At 70.3% G+C, this 14,407-nt stretch carries 13 protein-coding genes; 7 read left to right on the top strand and 6 right to left on the bottom strand.

All coding sequences use genetic code 11. The features are described from left to right. Positions 1-28: 28 nt before the first annotated feature. From IW248_RS31350 to IW248_RS31330, 5 genes are all read right to left on the bottom strand, one after another. The gene (locus IW248_RS31350) at positions 29-631 is read right to left on the bottom strand and encodes a GTP-binding protein (RefSeq protein WP_124821677.1); all 603 of its coding nucleotides are present in this window, start codon (positions 629-631) and stop codon (positions 29-31) included. Beyond that, positions 612-1,001 carry a DUF742 domain-containing protein gene (locus tag IW248_RS31345; protein WP_124821676.1) on the bottom strand — a complete coding sequence of 130 codons (390 nt, stop codon included), beginning with the start codon at positions 999-1,001 and terminating at the stop codon, positions 612-614. Before IW248_RS31345 ends, IW248_RS31350 begins: the two co-directional genes overlap by 20 nt. Next, positions 991-1,413 (bottom strand): roadblock/LC7 domain-containing protein, encoded by a 423-nt coding sequence (locus IW248_RS31340; protein ID WP_124821675.1) that lies wholly within the window; start codon positions 1,411-1,413, stop codon positions 991-993. Before IW248_RS31340 ends, IW248_RS31345 begins: the two co-directional genes overlap by 11 nt. After that, positions 1,413-3,779 carry a sensor histidine kinase gene (locus IW248_RS31335; protein ID WP_196929779.1) on the bottom strand — a complete coding sequence of 789 codons (2,367 nt, stop codon included), beginning with the start codon at positions 3,777-3,779 and terminating at the stop codon, positions 1,413-1,415. The genes IW248_RS31340 and IW248_RS31335 overlap by 1 nt, the downstream gene beginning before the upstream one ends. A gap of 217 nt (positions 3,780-3,996) precedes the next feature. Then, positions 3,997-5,484, bottom strand: coding sequence for a catalase (locus IW248_RS31330; RefSeq protein WP_196929778.1), 1,488 nt, complete (start codon positions 5,482-5,484; stop codon positions 3,997-3,999). 137 nt (positions 5,485-5,621) lie between these two features. On the opposite strand from IW248_RS31330, the gene IW248_RS31325 reads away from it, so the two are divergent. From IW248_RS31325 to IW248_RS31305, 5 genes are all read left to right on the top strand, one after another. Continuing rightward, positions 5,622-6,215, top strand: a complete 594-nt coding sequence (locus IW248_RS31325; RefSeq protein WP_124816094.1) for a hypothetical protein — start codon at positions 5,622-5,624, stop codon at positions 6,213-6,215. An 11-nt stretch (positions 6,216-6,226) separates the two neighbouring features. Beyond that, entirely contained in the window at positions 6,227-7,285 is a 1,059-nt protein-coding gene (locus IW248_RS33955; RefSeq protein ID WP_196929777.1) for a hypothetical protein, read from the top strand. Positions 7,286-7,486: 201 nt separating this feature from the next. After that, positions 7,487-9,145 (top strand): sodium:solute symporter family protein, encoded by a 1,659-nt coding sequence (locus IW248_RS31315; RefSeq protein WP_196929776.1) that lies wholly within the window; start codon positions 7,487-7,489, stop codon positions 9,143-9,145. 16 nt (positions 9,146-9,161) lie between these two features. Continuing rightward, on the top strand, positions 9,162-9,470 hold the full coding sequence (locus IW248_RS31310) for a hypothetical protein (RefSeq protein ID WP_196929775.1): 309 nt from the start codon (positions 9,162-9,164) through the stop codon (positions 9,468-9,470). Between the two features lie 133 nt (positions 9,471-9,603). After that, complete coding sequence (locus tag IW248_RS31305) at positions 9,604-9,990, top strand: hypothetical protein (protein ID WP_124816101.1); 387 nt, start codon at positions 9,604-9,606, stop codon at positions 9,988-9,990. Between the two features lie 123 nt (positions 9,991-10,113). Here the strand turns inward: IW248_RS31305 and IW248_RS31300 are convergent, their stop codons facing one another. Next, complete coding sequence (locus tag IW248_RS31300; RefSeq protein ID WP_196929774.1) at positions 10,114-11,898, bottom strand: glycoside hydrolase family 6 protein; 1,785 nt, start codon at positions 11,896-11,898, stop codon at positions 10,114-10,116. A 600-nt stretch (positions 11,899-12,498) separates the two neighbouring features. Here IW248_RS31300 and IW248_RS33340 point away from each other — a divergent pair. Together IW248_RS33340 and IW248_RS31290 are read left to right on the top strand one after the other, a co-directional pair. After that, the gene (locus IW248_RS33340; protein WP_231396508.1) at positions 12,499-13,662 is read left to right on the top strand and encodes a putative sodium/potassium/calcium exchanger; all 1,164 of its coding nucleotides are present in this window, start codon (positions 12,499-12,501) and stop codon (positions 13,660-13,662) included. Between the two features lies 1 nt (position 13,663). Next, positions 13,664-14,362, top strand: a complete 699-nt coding sequence (locus tag IW248_RS31290) for a class F sortase (RefSeq protein ID WP_196929773.1) — start codon at positions 13,664-13,666, stop codon at positions 14,360-14,362. The last annotated feature ends 45 nt before the right edge of the window (positions 14,363-14,407 follow it).

Below are 14,407 nucleotides of genomic sequence, written 5' to 3'. Positions count from 1 at the left end.
CCCGTTAACCGGCTTTCCGGCCCGGTTCTCAGGCCGTCGGCACCGGCTCGCCGCGCTGTCGGGCGACATGCTCCACCAGAGAGATCAACACCATCTTCCCGGACTGCCGGTCCCGGGCGTCGCAGAGCACCATCGGCACGTCCGGGTCCAGGTCCAGCGCTCGGCGTACGGTCTCCAGGTTGAACCGGCGGGAATCGTCGAAGCAGTTCACGCCCACCACGAACGGGATGCCGCGCTGCTCGAAATAGTCGATGGAGGGGAAGCAGTCGGCCAGCCTCCGGGTGTCGGCGAGCACCACCGCGCCGAGCGCGCCGAAGGCCAACTCGTCCCAGAGGAACCAGAACCGGTCCTGACCCGGCGTGCCGAACAGGTAGACCTGAAGGTCGTCGTTGATGGTGATCCGGCCGAAATCCATCGCCACAGTGGTGGTGGACTTGCCCTCCACGCCGGAGATGTCGTCGGTGCCGATCCCGGCACCGGTGAGCACCTCCTCGGTCTGCAACGGTCGGACCTCGCTCAGGGCGCTCACCAAGGTCGTCTTGCCAGCCCCGAAGCCTCCCGCGATGAGGATCTTCAGTGCCAGCGGGATGCTGGTGCTGGTGCCCACCTGGTCATAGCGCACGGAGTCCACTGACCACCGCCTTGAGGATGTCGTCGTCGGGAAGGATGCCGGCGGTCGGCGGCTCGTGCACCGCGATCAGGCCCTGGGTGAGGAGATCACCGAGCAGTACCCGGACCACGCCGACCGCGAGGTCCAACTCGGCTGCCAATTCGGCCACCGACACCGGCCGGTGGGCCAACGCGACCAGCCGTCGATGCTCCGGCGGCAGGCGCGACTGGCTCGCCGCGTCGACGTCCGAACCGGCCAACACGAACGCGACCAGGTTGAAATTGTCGACGGCGGAGCGTACGCGGCCTCCGGTGAGCGTGTACGGGCGCATCACCGGGCCGGCTGCGGCGTCCAGCCACTCGTGCTGCGGCCCGGGCGGCTCAGTCCGCATCTCCGGCACCCGCCGCCGGTCGGGCCGGCGCGGCGAGGCTCTCCCCCACCCGGATCACCAGCATCGCCATCTCGTACGCGACCAGCCCGATGTCCGCGTCGGCGTCGCTCACGACGGCCAGGCAGGCACCCTGCCCGGCAGCGGTGACGAAGAGGTACGCCGCCTCCATCTCCACCACTGTCTGCCGGACCGGGCCGCCGTCCACGTGCCGGCTGGCGCCCCGGGCGAGGCTGGAGAAGCCGGCGGCGAGCGCACAGAGGTGCTCGGCGTCGGAGCGCTCCAACTCGGCCGAGCAGCCGAGCAGCAGGCCGTCGGCGGAGAGCACCACCGCCTCCCGGGCAGCCGGTACCCGTTGCACCAGTTCGTCGAGCAACCAGTCGAGGCCGGCGCTCTGCTTCGTCGAATGCGGCACTAGGCGTCCCTCTCAGTCACGGTCGGGGGTTCAGGGATCGTCGGCGGATCGGTGGGGACCGCCGGGCCGGTGGCCGCCGGCGGTGCAGTCGGGGTGATGGCGGTGGCGCGTCCGCGCGCCGTGCCGGCCTGCAGCGCCGCCATCACCTGACGGACCTCCTCCGGCGAGCGGGGCGACGGCGTATCGGTGACTGTCGACCGGGGTTGGGCGGCGGGGGTACGACGTCGCACCCGGCGGGGCAGGCCATCCAGCTCGTCCCCCGGCTCGTCGGAGGTCGCCGCCCCCTCCTCGCGCCCATCGACAGGCGGAGTGGCCAAGGTCGGCGCTCCGGTGGGCGGGGCGGGCGGGGCCGTGCTGGCGGACGGGGCGGTCGGCGGGCGGGTACGGGGGCGGGTCACAGCGCCCCGGCGCGCCGTCCGAGCCAGCCGCCGGCTCGGGTCGGCCGACGCGGCGCCGAGCGTGGCCGGGTCGGGGCCGGCCGGCGGCTCGGTGGTGACCAGGTCGCCGGGGATCAGCACCACGGCGGTCACGCCGCCCGCCCCGGAGGGGCGCAACCCCACCCGTACGCCGTGCCGGGCCGCCAACCGGGCCACCACGAACAGGCCGAGCCGGGCGCTCTGCGCCGGGTCGAACTCGGGCGAGCTGGCCAGCCGGGTGTTGGCGGTCTCCAGCGCCGCGTCCGACATGCCCAGCCCCTGATCGGTGATCTCCAGGGCGTACCCGTTGGCCACCTGCGTCCCGCTGACGGTGACCCGGGTGTCGGGCGGGGAGAAGGCTGTGGCGTTCTCGACCAGCTCGGCGAGCAGGTGGATGACGTCGCCGACCGCCCGCCCGAGCACGCCGGCCGGCTGCACGGCGGTGACGTCCACCCGTTCGTACGCCTCGACCTCGGAGATCGCGCCGCGGATCAGGTCGACCATCGCGACCGGGTTTCGCCAACCCCGGCCGGGTGCGGAGCCGGCGAGGATGACCAGGTCCTCGGCGTGCCGGCGGAGCCGGGTGGCCAGGTGGTCGACCTGGAACAGCTCGGCCAGTTCGTCCGGGTCCTCGCTACGTCGCTCCATCCGGTCCAGCAGGTGCAGCTGACGGTGCACCAGGCTCTGGCTCCGTCGGGCGATGTTGAGGAAGACCTCGTTGAGCCCGCGACGCAGGGTGACCTCGTCCACCGCGGCCTGGACGGCGGTGCGCTGCACCTCGGTGAAGGCGCGCCCGACCTCGCCGATCTCGTCGTGGCCGTACTCCAGCGGCGGCGCCTCCCGGGCGACGTCGACCTGCTCGCCACGGCGCAGCCGGGTCACCACGTCGGGCAGCCGGTGCTCGGCCAGCTCCAGCGCGGCGGTGCGGACGCCGCTGAGCCGCCGGACCAGGGTCCGGCCGACCCGCAGCGCCACCAGCACCGAGACGACCACGGCGATGAGTCCGAGCACGCCGGCGGCGGCCAGCCGCACCAGGATGCGGACCGCCATCGGCACCGAACGGTCGGTGAGGGCGTCGGCCTCGGACAGCTCGAAGTCCCGCAACTGCTGCTGCACCGCGTCCTGGCTGGCCTGCCAGGACGCCGCGTCGACCGCGGGGCGGCCGGACCGGTTGGGTACGACCAACGCGTCCTGCATCGTGCGCAGCCGGGTGAACGCCTCACCCTCGGTCAACCGCTGGTACGCGGCCCGGCCGCTCTCGGGCAGGTCGGCCAGGGCGCTCTCGGTGAGCCACCGTTGGTTGCCGATGGCCTGTACGAGTTGGGTGTGTTCCCCCTCGGCGAACCGCCCTGCGGTCAGCGCGCCGGCCAGCAGCGCGTCGCTCTGGCCGAGCAGTTCCCGGGAGCGTCCCAGCGCGGTGAGCGCCAGTGCCTGCCGGTTGATGTCCGGGTCGGTCAGGGTCGCCATGCCGGCGAACGCCTGGAAGGCCGCGGAGACCATGCCGCTGTACAGGCCGATCGCGCCGGCCCGGTCCACTTTGCGGTCGTCGATGAACTTCCGCCCGCTGGGTAGCGCCGCCAGGGCGTTGACCAGCTGGTCGACCCGGGATTCCAGCAGGTCGTCCGCGGCGTCGCGCAGGGGCTCCCCGTCCACCCGGCGGCGTAGTTCGGCGACGGCCCGGTCGGTGCGCCCGCGCTGCTCGGCGAGTGCGGGCAGCTCGGTGCTGCCGGCGAGCTGCACCGCCGAGAGCCGGCGTTCCCGTTGCAGCTCGGTGACCACGGTCTCGCCGGGGCGGCCCAGGTCGTACAGCAGGGTGCGGGCGGAGAGCAGGTTCAGGGCGGGACCGAAGGTCAGGGTGGTCGCGAAGATCCACAGTGCCAGGAGGGCGGTCACCGGCGCGACGACCAACGCGGTCAGCTTCGAGCGGATCGGCCAGTCGCGGGTTCTCATCAGACCTCGCCCGTACAGGGGTGGCAGGAGGGGTGCCGGCACTGCCGGGCAACGCGCCGGCCGACTGCGCGCCCGGCCGCATCGCCGGGCACCGGCGCGGGCGCCTTGGGCAGGATACGTAATCGAGGGCCGTTGCACTACCGCCCGTCGCGCCGACATCGACGCTCCGGGATGTGCGGCGGGTGGGAACGGCGGAGCCGGCGACGAACGGTCGGGATCAGGCGTGGTCGGCGATGCCGAGGCCCTCGGCGACCCGCCGACCGTAGGCGTCGTCGCACTGGCTGAAGTGCCAGACCATTTCCTGCTGGATGTGCTTGTCGCACTGTCCCAACAGGTTGACCAGGTTCTTCACCAGGTCGTCGCGCTCCCACTGCGGCATGGTGCGGAAGCGCTCCCCGGCCTGGCCGTAGTTGTTCTGCCGCTCGATCGGCGCGCGCATGACCTGACCCGAGACGAACGGCCGGTACTCCCGGTACGACTCGTCGGCCTGGTCGAGACCGGCCACCGACGACGGCTCGAAGTTGATGTGCGGGTTACCGGCCCGGTTGTCCACCCCGTACGACATCTGGCCGCCGTCCTGGTTGGTGTTGACCTGTACGTCCTCGCGCGGCGCGTTGATCGGCAGCTGGAGGTAGTTCGGGCCGACCCGGTAGCGCTGGGCGTCCGAATAGGAGAATGTCCGTCCGACAAGCATCTTGTCGTCGGAGAAGTCCAGGCCGTCGACAAGCACGCCGGTGCCGAACGCGATCTGCTCGTTCTCGTTGTGGACGTTGCTCACGTTGCGGTTGAGCGTCATCATGCCGACCGGGCGCAGCGGAAACACGTCCTCGGGCCAGGTCTTGGTGTCGTCCAGCGGGTCGAAGTCCAGCTCCGGGTGCTCGTCGTCGCTCATGATCTGGACGTGCAGCTCCCACCGGGGGCACTCGCCGCGCTCGATGGCCTCGTAGAGGTCCTTGGAGGCGTGACCCAACTCCCTCGCCTGGATGGCGGCGGCCTGCTCCTCGGTCAGCGACTCGATGCCCTGCTGCGACTTCCAGTGGTACTTGACCAGCACGCCCTCGCCCGCGGCGTTGACCATCCGGTAGGTGTTCACGCCGAAGCCGTCCTGCATCCGGTAGTTGGCCGGGATGCCGCGTGGGCTGAACAGCCAGGTCAGCATGTGCATCGACTCGGGGGTGTTGGACATGAAGTCGAAGATCCGGTTCGGTTCCTGACGGAAGGTCACCGGGTCCGGCTTCAGCGAGTGGATGACGTCGGGAAACTTGATCGCGTCACGGATGAAGAAGACCGGCAGGTTGTTGCCGACCAGATCCCAGTTGCCGTCCTCGGTGCGGAACTTCACGGCGAAGCCACGCGGGTCGCGGGTGGCCTCGGAGGAGTCCCGGCCGCCGATGACCGTGGAGAAGCGCAGGCTCACCGGAGTCTTCCTGCCCTTGACCTGGAACAGCTTGGCCCGGGTGTACGTCGCGGCCGGCTCGTCGCCGATCGTCCCGTACGCCTCGAACTCGCCGTGTGCGACGAAACCGCGCGCATGCACCACCCGCTCCGGGATCCGCTCCCGGTCGAAATGACTGATCTTCTCGAGGAAGTGGTAGTTCTCCAGCGTGGCGGGGCCGCGCGAGCCCACCGTCCGCTGCTGCTGGTTGTTGTGCACGGGGTGACCCTGCCGGGTGGTGAGGATCGGCTTGCTGGTCTGTGGGTGCATCGCCCCACCCAACCGCCTTTTCTGGAATGAGTCAAGTTTTGGTAGCCGGGCAGTTGTGGCCCTCATCAGGAAAGTGCCTCGGATCGGGATTGGCGATCACTGCGCGGAGGGAATACCAGAAGACGAAGGAGGAGCCCATGTCGCCCACGCAGATAATCGTCATCGTGCTCGTCGTGCTGGTGATCGTCGCGGCGTTGGCCGTGGCCGCCCGCTCGCTCAACAGCCGTCGCTCGCTGCGCAACCGGTTCGGGCCGGAGTACGACCGGGTGGTGGCGGAACAGGACAGCCGGTCCGCCGCCGAGCGCGAACTGCGCGACCGGGAACGCCGGCATGCCGAGCTCACGCTCACCCCGCTGAGCCCGGAGTCCCGGGCCCGGTACGCCGCCGCCTGGGAGGAACTCCAGGTCCGCTTCATCGACTCCCCCGGCGAGACCGTGGGCGACGCGGACGAACTGGTCACCCGGCTCATCGAGGAGCAGGGCTACCCGACCGGCGACTTCTCCGACCAGATCGCCCACCTCTCCGTCGAGCACGCCCGCACGCTGACCAACTACCGGGACGCGCACGAGATCCACCTGCGCAACTCCCGGGGCGAGGCCAACACCGAGGAGCTGCGGCAGGCGGTCGTGCACTACCGCGCACTCTTCGCCGACCTGCTGGGCGAGGAGCCGGTCGGCCACCGCACGCCCGAACAGCGCCACCACCCGGACCACGACGCCACGAGCCGCTGAGGAGGCCACCCATGCGCCAGGAAGAGCAGCAGGTGAGCAACGACCACCCGGAGGCCGTCCGGTCCGCGCCGGTACCCCCGGCCGACGACCGGGCTGGCCGCTCCGACGTCCCTGAGGACGCCCTCGACGACCGGGGCACCTTCGACAACCAGACCACCGGCCACGAGCGGACCGACGACACCGACCGGGACGCCGCGTACGACCCGGCCGACGACGAGCTGACCGACGACTCCGACCCGCGCCACCGGCGCGACGACCGGTCCACCGACGACGGCGGTTTCCACGAGCCGGGGCCGCTGCCGACCACGTTCGGGGCCACCACGGTCGCCGACGCGGTGGCCGCCTCCGCGCTGGCCAGCCCACGCCCGCAGGATCAGCCGGACCCCCGGGCCGAGCGGACCGCCCAGCCGGGCGACGGCGCCGAGGACGGCGAGCGGGAAGGCCTGCGCGCCGACCCCACCGCCGAGCTGCACCGCCGCGACACGGACGTCGACGACGACAGCGCAGACGTCGACGACCGCACGGACGTCGACGACCGTACGGACCTCGACGACCGCGCCGACGCGGACACGTCCGCGCGGACCGTCGTCCCGCCGGGGAGTACGGACGGCGCCCCCGAGCGGCGCAGCGATCTGACCGGCGACCGGGACGCCGCCACGGCGGGCGCGGCCGGCTACGGCAGTGCGACACCGGAGATGGTCGACCCGGACGCGGACGGCGAACCGGTCCCCGGCGACGACACCAGCCCCACGCTGGAGTCCGCCGGAAGATCCCTGCCCGCCGGGTCGACAGTCGCGGCCGAGCCGGCCACGCTCCTCGACACGGACACCGCGCAGGGCTTCCGGGAGCGCTGGCGGGACGTGCAGCTGCGTTTCGTCGACGACCCGCAGGCCGCTGCCGGCGAGGCGCAGTCGCTGGTGGAGGAGGCCATCCAGGCCCTCTCCTCGGCGCTGGCCGCGCAGAAGACCACGCTGGGCGGGTGGCAGGACGCCGGCTCGGCCGACACCGAGCAGCTGCGGATGGCCGTCCGCAACTACCGGGACTTCCTGGACCGCGTGCTCGGTCGCTGAGCAACCCGACCGACAACTGGCGCCCCGGCCGTCACGGCCGGGGCGCCTTCTTGTGCGCCGACGGGTACGGCCAGCTCGTGCGAGAACGCCCGGCCGGGGCCGAACGCGACGGGCCCTACCTTCGGGAGTGAAACCGCTCGGACTGGGTAATAGGGCGCGCGCGCACCAACCAGCGCGGACGTCGGGACGAGGGGTGACGGGATGGACGGCGACGGTCTTCGGCTCAACATGAACGGCCTCGATTACCTGATTCTGGCGCTGTACTTCGTCACCGTCCTCGGGGTCGGTTTCGCCGCGCGCCGGGCGATCCGGACCAGCGTCGACTTCTTCCTCTCCGGCCGCTCCCTGCCGGCCTGGGTGACCGGCCTCGCCTTCGTCTCGGCGAACCTGGGCGCGTTGGAGATCATCGGAATGGCCGCGAACGGGGCCCAGTACGGCGTGATGACGGTCCACTACTACTGGATCGGCGCGGTCCCCGCGATGGTGTTCCTGGGCATCGTGATGATGCCCTTCTACTACGGCTCCAAGGTCCGCAGCGTGCCGGAGTACCTGCGGCTGCGGTTCAACCGCCCCACCCACCTGCTCAACGCGATCAGCTTCGCCGTCGCCCAGGTGCTGATCGCCGGCGTCAACCTCTACGCACTGGCCCTCGTCATGCAGGCGCTGCTCGGCTGGCCGCTCTGGACCGCGATCGTGGTCGGCGCGGCGATCGTGCTGGCGTACATCACCATCGGCGGCCTGTCCGGGGCGATCTACAACGAGGTGCTCCAGTTCTTCGTCATCCTCGCCGGCCTCATCCCGGTCACCGTGATCGGCCTGGTCAAGGTCGGCGGATGGAACGGCCTGATGGACGCGGTCGGCGACACCAAACTCGGCGAGGCGGGCCTGCACGCGTGGCAGGACACCGGCAGCACCGCCAACCCGCTGGGCGCGCACTGGATCGGCATCGTCTTCGGCCTCGGCTTCGTGCTGTCGTTCGGCTACTGGACGACGAACTTCGCCGAGGTGCAGCGGGCCCTCTCGGCCAAGAACATGAGCGCCGCCCGGCGTACGCCGATCATCGCCGCGTACCCGAAGTTGTTCATTCCCCTGGTCACGATCATCCCCGGCCTGGTGGCCCTGGTCACGGTGAAGGGCCTCGGCGCGGAGAGCGGCGACCTGCAGTACAACAACGCCATCCCGCTGCTGATGCGCGACCTGCTCCCGAACGGCGTGCTCGGGGTGGCGGTCACCGGGCTGCTCGCCTCGTTCATGGCCGGCATGGCGGCAAACGTGAGCGGCTTCAACACCGTCTTCACCTACGACATCTGGCAGGCGTACGTCCGCCGTGACCGGTCGGACGAGTACTACCTGCGGGTCGGCCGGTGGGCGACGGTCGCCGCCGTGGTGATCGGGATCGGCACCGCGTTCATCGCGGCCGGGTTCAGCAACATCATGAACTACATCCAGGCGCTCTTCTCCGTCTTCAACGCGCCGCTGTTCGCCACCTTCATCATCGGCATGTTCTGGAAGCGGATGAGCGCCCTGGCCGGCTTCTGGTCACTGCTGCTCGGCACCCTGGTGTCGCTGAGCCTCTACCTGCTCTACAAGGGCGGTGTGGTCGATTTCAACTCCGACCTGGAGGAGAGCTTCTGGGGTGCCGGTCTGGCGTTCGTCACGGCGGTGGTGGTCGCCGCGATCGTCACCCCGCTCACCTCACCCAAGCGGGACGAGGAGTTGCGCGGGCTGGTGTACGGCATGGGCGGTGTCGACCTGAAGGGCGACGTGCTCGCCGGGGACGCCGTCTGGTACCGCTCTCCGGTGCTGCTCGGTCTGATCGCGGTCGCGCTGGCCGCCCTCTTCTACATCCCGGTCTTCTAAGGAAAGGGGTCGGCAGATGAGCAACGATGGCCAGCCGGCACAGGACCCGCTGATCGACGACACGCAGGCGGAGCAGCGGCGCTCCGCCGCGGCCCGGCTGTTCGACATCCGCCGGGTGATCGGCGGCCTCTTCGTCGCGTACGGGATCATCGTGACGTTGATCGGCATCTTCGACAGCCGGGCCGAGATCGACAAGGCCGAAGGCGTCCGGATCAACCTGTGGGCCGGGCTGGCGATGCTCGTGTTCGGTCTGCTCATGCTGCTCTGGCAGTGGCTGCGCCCAGCCGATGCGCCGGCCCCGAACGAGCAGCAACCCGACGCCTGACCGCCGGGCCGCCCGGCCCGACCCCACGGCATGAGCACGGCCCGGCCTGACCGCCGGGCCGTGCGGCATGGGCGCGGCACGAAGGGGTACGTGAGGGAAATCAGGCACCGTGTCGGACACAGGAGGCAGCACCATGACCGATCGCGATCGCCAACCGCCGTTGGAGGACAGCCCCGAGGTGGCCTCGGCGGTGGATGATGACGCCACCGTGCCGCAGCTGCGGACCGGAGGTGGCCCGGACCGGGACACGCCGGGCTTCGCCGAACCCCGCAGCCGACCGGCCGACCTCGCGCCGGACACCGACGAGCTGATCGGCGACCCGTACGCTGCCGGTACCGGGGCGACCGGGACGGGCACCGGTGCTGGTGGGGACAACATCCGCACCGGGGGCGAACAGCCCTGGGAGCCGGAGGACCTGGTGATGGCCCGCGGCCAGGACCTGACACCGGAGAACCTGGACAAGGCCCGCCGTGACCTGGCCGAGCAGGGCCGGGCGGCGATCGAACGCACGGTGCCCTGATCGCGCCCGCGAAGGGGGGGTCCCCGACCCGACCTGTGACGGTCGAGCCGGGGACCCGGGGGAACCTGCTGCCAACAGTGCCTCACCAACCACTGGCAGCGGGTTGGTGCGTGAGCTACCCGATCAGAGCGCCGGGTAGGCGTTGCGCATGAGCTCCTGGAACTGCGCGGAGAACCACGCACCGGAGATCGGCGCGTCGCCGAGCGCCCCGGACGGGTTGTTGCCGTTGCGGGCGTTACCGCCGTACGTCGGGTCGCACATCCGGTCGAAGCCCTTGCCCTCGTTGTTCGGGATCTCCTTGCTGGAGCCGTCCGACTCACCCGGCGGCTTCACCCAGACGTAGGCGTCGATGCCCGTCGCCGGGGTGGCCCGGGGCCGCTCACCGAGACCGGCACCAGCCTGGTTGCACCAGTTGCCGAGGTGGGCCCGGCGGTCGATGCGGCCGCCGTTGACGTAGGTGTCGACGCTCGTCGTCGCGCCCGGACCGGTGGGCCGGGCGGAGCCGCCCCAGCCGTTACGGGAGGTGTCGATAAGCATGCCGATGTTGGAGTTGAAGCCGACCGAGACCAGCTGGTTGCGGAACGCCTGGGCGAACGACAGCTCGTCGACGTAGAAGTTCCAGTCGACCCACTTGGACTGCCGCACCGACGTGCCGTTCACGTTGTCGGTGACCTTGAAGTGCGGCTCCTGCAGCGCCGAGTAGTTCGCGGTGTTGGTGATGAACCCGTGCACGTTGTTGACAGTGCTGCCGGAGGCGACCGCGGCGGTCTTCAGGATGTTGGAGGTCGGGACGAAGTTGGAGTCCCAGCCGAGCCAGCCGTGGTGGCCGGCGTCGATGTAGTTGTAGACGTTGCCGATCGCGCCCAGCTTGGCGAGGGCGTAGCCGACACCGTTGACGTAGGCGCCGTTGGCCTTGACCGTGTCGCACATGACCGTGCCGCCGGCCTGATCGGACGTGTTGGTGACCAGGTTCGGCAGCGAGTCGATCTCGATGATGTTGACGATCCGCAGGCTGCTGTACTTCGACTGACCCTGGATGGCGGCGATCGGGTCGATGTACTGGGCCTTGTACTTCGGCAGCTCGTCCGGGCCCAGCTCACCGTTGGAGGCGAGGGCCGAGCAGTCCCGGCCGGGCAGGTTGTAGATCACGAACTGGATGTAGCCGGCACCTTGGCGCAGCGCCTCGTCCAGGTGCTCCTTCACGCCGAAGGCGCCGTTGGAGCTGCTGTCCGGCGTGCCGTTGATCGCGGCGATCCGGTCCAGCCAGACGGCGGTGGGGTTGTTGGAGACGCGGCTTCCGCCGGTCTCGGCGTCCGCCTTGGCCTTCCACTCCGGGTTCACGTAACCGCGCACGCCGGCGTACGGGTTGTCGACCTTGGTGCCCGGCGGGTTGGTGGGCGGATCGGTCGGCGGATCCGTCGGCGGGTCGGTCGGCGGGTCAGTCGGCGGGTCAGTCGGCGGGTCGGTCGGCGGGGTGGTGCCACCGTTGCAGACCACGCCGTTCAGGGTGAACGAGGTCGGCTTCGGGTTGCTGCCGCTCCAAGCGCCGTTGAAGCCGATGCTCGTCGACGCGCCGGTGGCCAGGGTGCCGTTGTAGGACAGGCTCCGGGCGGTGACCTGGCTGCCGGACTGGGTGAACGTGGCCGACCAGCCCTGCTGCACCCGCTGGCTGGAGTTGGCGAAGGTCCAGCCCAGCGTCCAGCCGTTCAGCGCGTCGCCGACGTTCTTGATGGTGACGCTCGCGGTGAAACCACCGGGCCAGTCGTTGCTCGTGTACGCGATGTCGCACTGCGTCGCGGCCTGCGCCGCGGTACCCGGAAGCGTTACAAGCCCACCGGCGACCAGGGCACCCGCGCCGGCGAGCGCGAGGGCCCGGCGTGGGCCGGTTAGCCTTCTCCACACATTCATGCCACTGATCTCCTTGGGCGAGACCGGGCCCACGTGCGGCCCGGCGGGACGGCCCGATGGGCGTCCTGCACGGACGGCCGTCGGCGCCAACGGGATTCTTTGGGGGGCGCCCGACCCGGACGGGCGATGGTGGTGATGGTGCCCGGCCGATGCGTCGGCCGGTCGATCGGCGGCGGGTATGTCGCCCGGTGAACCGGTGCCCTCGACTCCCCTGCCTGCACGGTGTGGCTCTCTGAACCGCGTTCGCCGATTCTTGCATGGGAGCGCTTCCATGGCAATGGCTCGATGCGTTGGCGGGGCCGTTTCGGACGATACCCCCGAGTCGACCCGAGCAGCACGCGCCGCTCGGAGCCGCCGCTACCGGATCACCGAGGTCGGCCGGGCACGGCAAGCGCAGAACGCCGTGGCATACCCAGATGGCCCCCCGCCGCCCGAGACGGCGCTCAGCGCGGCGAAAGCCGCGTAGCACCCCTTCACCTCTTACTTGGATCAAAGGTTAAAACGCGAATCTTTCACTTCATAAGTCATGAAACCGTCTAACGTCGGTCTTAGCTCGGTTGTCGCCGGGCTCAGGACAACAGGGATGGAGTGACGCGAGTCATGGCTAAGAAGATGCTCGGGAAGGTCGTTGCGGGCGCCGCGCTCGGCGGCGCGTCGCTCCTGGTGTTCGCACCGGGGATCGCGTTCGCCGACGGCCACGACGACGGCAAGGTCTACGCCAAGCCGCACGTCGTGAAGGCCGGCGACGAGGTCAAGCTCCTCGAGATCTGCCCGGATCGGCAGGAGCACGCGTACGTGTGGTCCAAGGTCACCGGCAAGGTCAAGCTCAAGCCGGCGCAGGAAGACCGGGGTGAGGACCGCGAGTGGCGCGAGGAGGAGAACTCCTCCGACCACGACAAGGGCAAGGACGAGAACGGCAAGGACCACGAGGGCAAGGACGAGAACGGCAAGGACCACGAAGGCAAGGACGACAAGGGCAAGGACCACGAAGGCAAGGACGAGAACGGCAAGGACGACAAGGGCAAGGACGAGAACGGCAAGGACGACAAGGGCAAGGACGACAAGGGCGGCCAGGGTGGCGGCGCTGCTGCCGACGCCTACGGCGACGAGGACAGCAAGGACTGGAACGGCGAGGAGCACGGCCAGGACGCCGAAGACAGCCGTGACAAGAAGGACTGGGAGTCCAAGGACGAGCACGGCTCCGACAAGGGCTGGGAGTCCAAGGACGAGCACGGCTCCGAGAACGGCTCGGACAAGGGCTGGGAGAACAAGGACGAGCACGGCTCGGAATACGGCTCCGACAAGGGCTGGGAGAACAAGGACGAGCACGGCTCCGAGTACGACTCGGACAAGGGCTCGGAGTCCAAGGACGAGCACGGCTCGGAATACGGCTCCGACAAGGGCTGGGAGAACAAGGACGAGCACGGCTCCGAGTACGACTCGGACAAGGGCTGGGAGAACAAGGACGAGCACGGCTCCGAAAACGGCTCCGACAAGGGCTGGGAGAAGGAGCGCGAGTTCGTCTACTACGGCGAGGCCAAGGTCGACAAGGACGCCAAGCCGGGTCGCTACGAGCTCAAGGGCTCGTGCGGCGAGGGCGAGCTCGTCGTGCTGCCGCACGGCGGTGTCGACGGTGGTGACGGCGGCGTCAGCACCGGCACCGACCGGGGTCTGGCCACCGGCGGAGCGGGTCTGCTCGGCGCTGCCGCGCTGGGCGGGATCGTGCTGATGCGTCGTCGGCGGACCGATGGTTCGCTCGTCTGACGTGACGACGACACCGGCCGGCGGCCGTCGCGGGAGACCGTGGCGTGCCGCCGGCACGGCCGTCGTCGTCACCATGGCCATGATCGGCGCCGGGATGATCGGCGCCAGTCTGAAGGACACGCCCGCTCCCCGACCGCCGCAGCCGTTGGCTCAGGCCGGCCCCGAGGCGACCGCGCCGGCGAGCACCGCCGACGACGCCCCGCCGGCCGACGGGCAGCAGGTCGGGGACGCGCCGGCGGGGCTCGCCCGTTCGGCGCCAACCAGCATCGAGATTCCCCGGATCGGTGTCGACGCGACGATCATGTCGTTGGGCACCAACCCGGACGGCACCGTCCAGGTCCCTCCGCTGGACAAGGCCGACCAGGCCGGGTGGTACGAGCCCGGTGCGAGCCCCGGTGAGACCGGCAACGCGGTCATCGTCGGGCACGTGGACTCGGCGGCGCTCGGCCCGGCCGTCTTCTTCGACCTCGGCGCTCTCACCCCCGGCGACACCGTCACCGTGCGCCGCGCCGACGGAGTGCCGGCCACCTTCACTGTCGACTCGGTGAAGTCGTACCCGAAGACGGCCTTCCCCACCGAGTTGGTCTACGGACCGAGTGACCGGCCCAGCCTGCGGGTGGTCACCTGCGGCGGTCAGTTCGACGCGGCCGCGAAGAGCTACCCGGACAACATCGTCGTCTTCGCCACCCTGGCGGCGTGACCCGCGACGAACGAAACGCGGTCCGGCCGGTCGGGTCACCCCGAC

The sequence above is a fragment of the Micromonospora ureilytica genome (assembly GCF_015751765.1).
GTDB lineage: Bacteria > Actinomycetota > Actinomycetes > Mycobacteriales > Micromonosporaceae > Micromonospora > Micromonospora ureilytica.
This window is presented reverse-complemented; position numbering and strand designations above follow the sequence as displayed.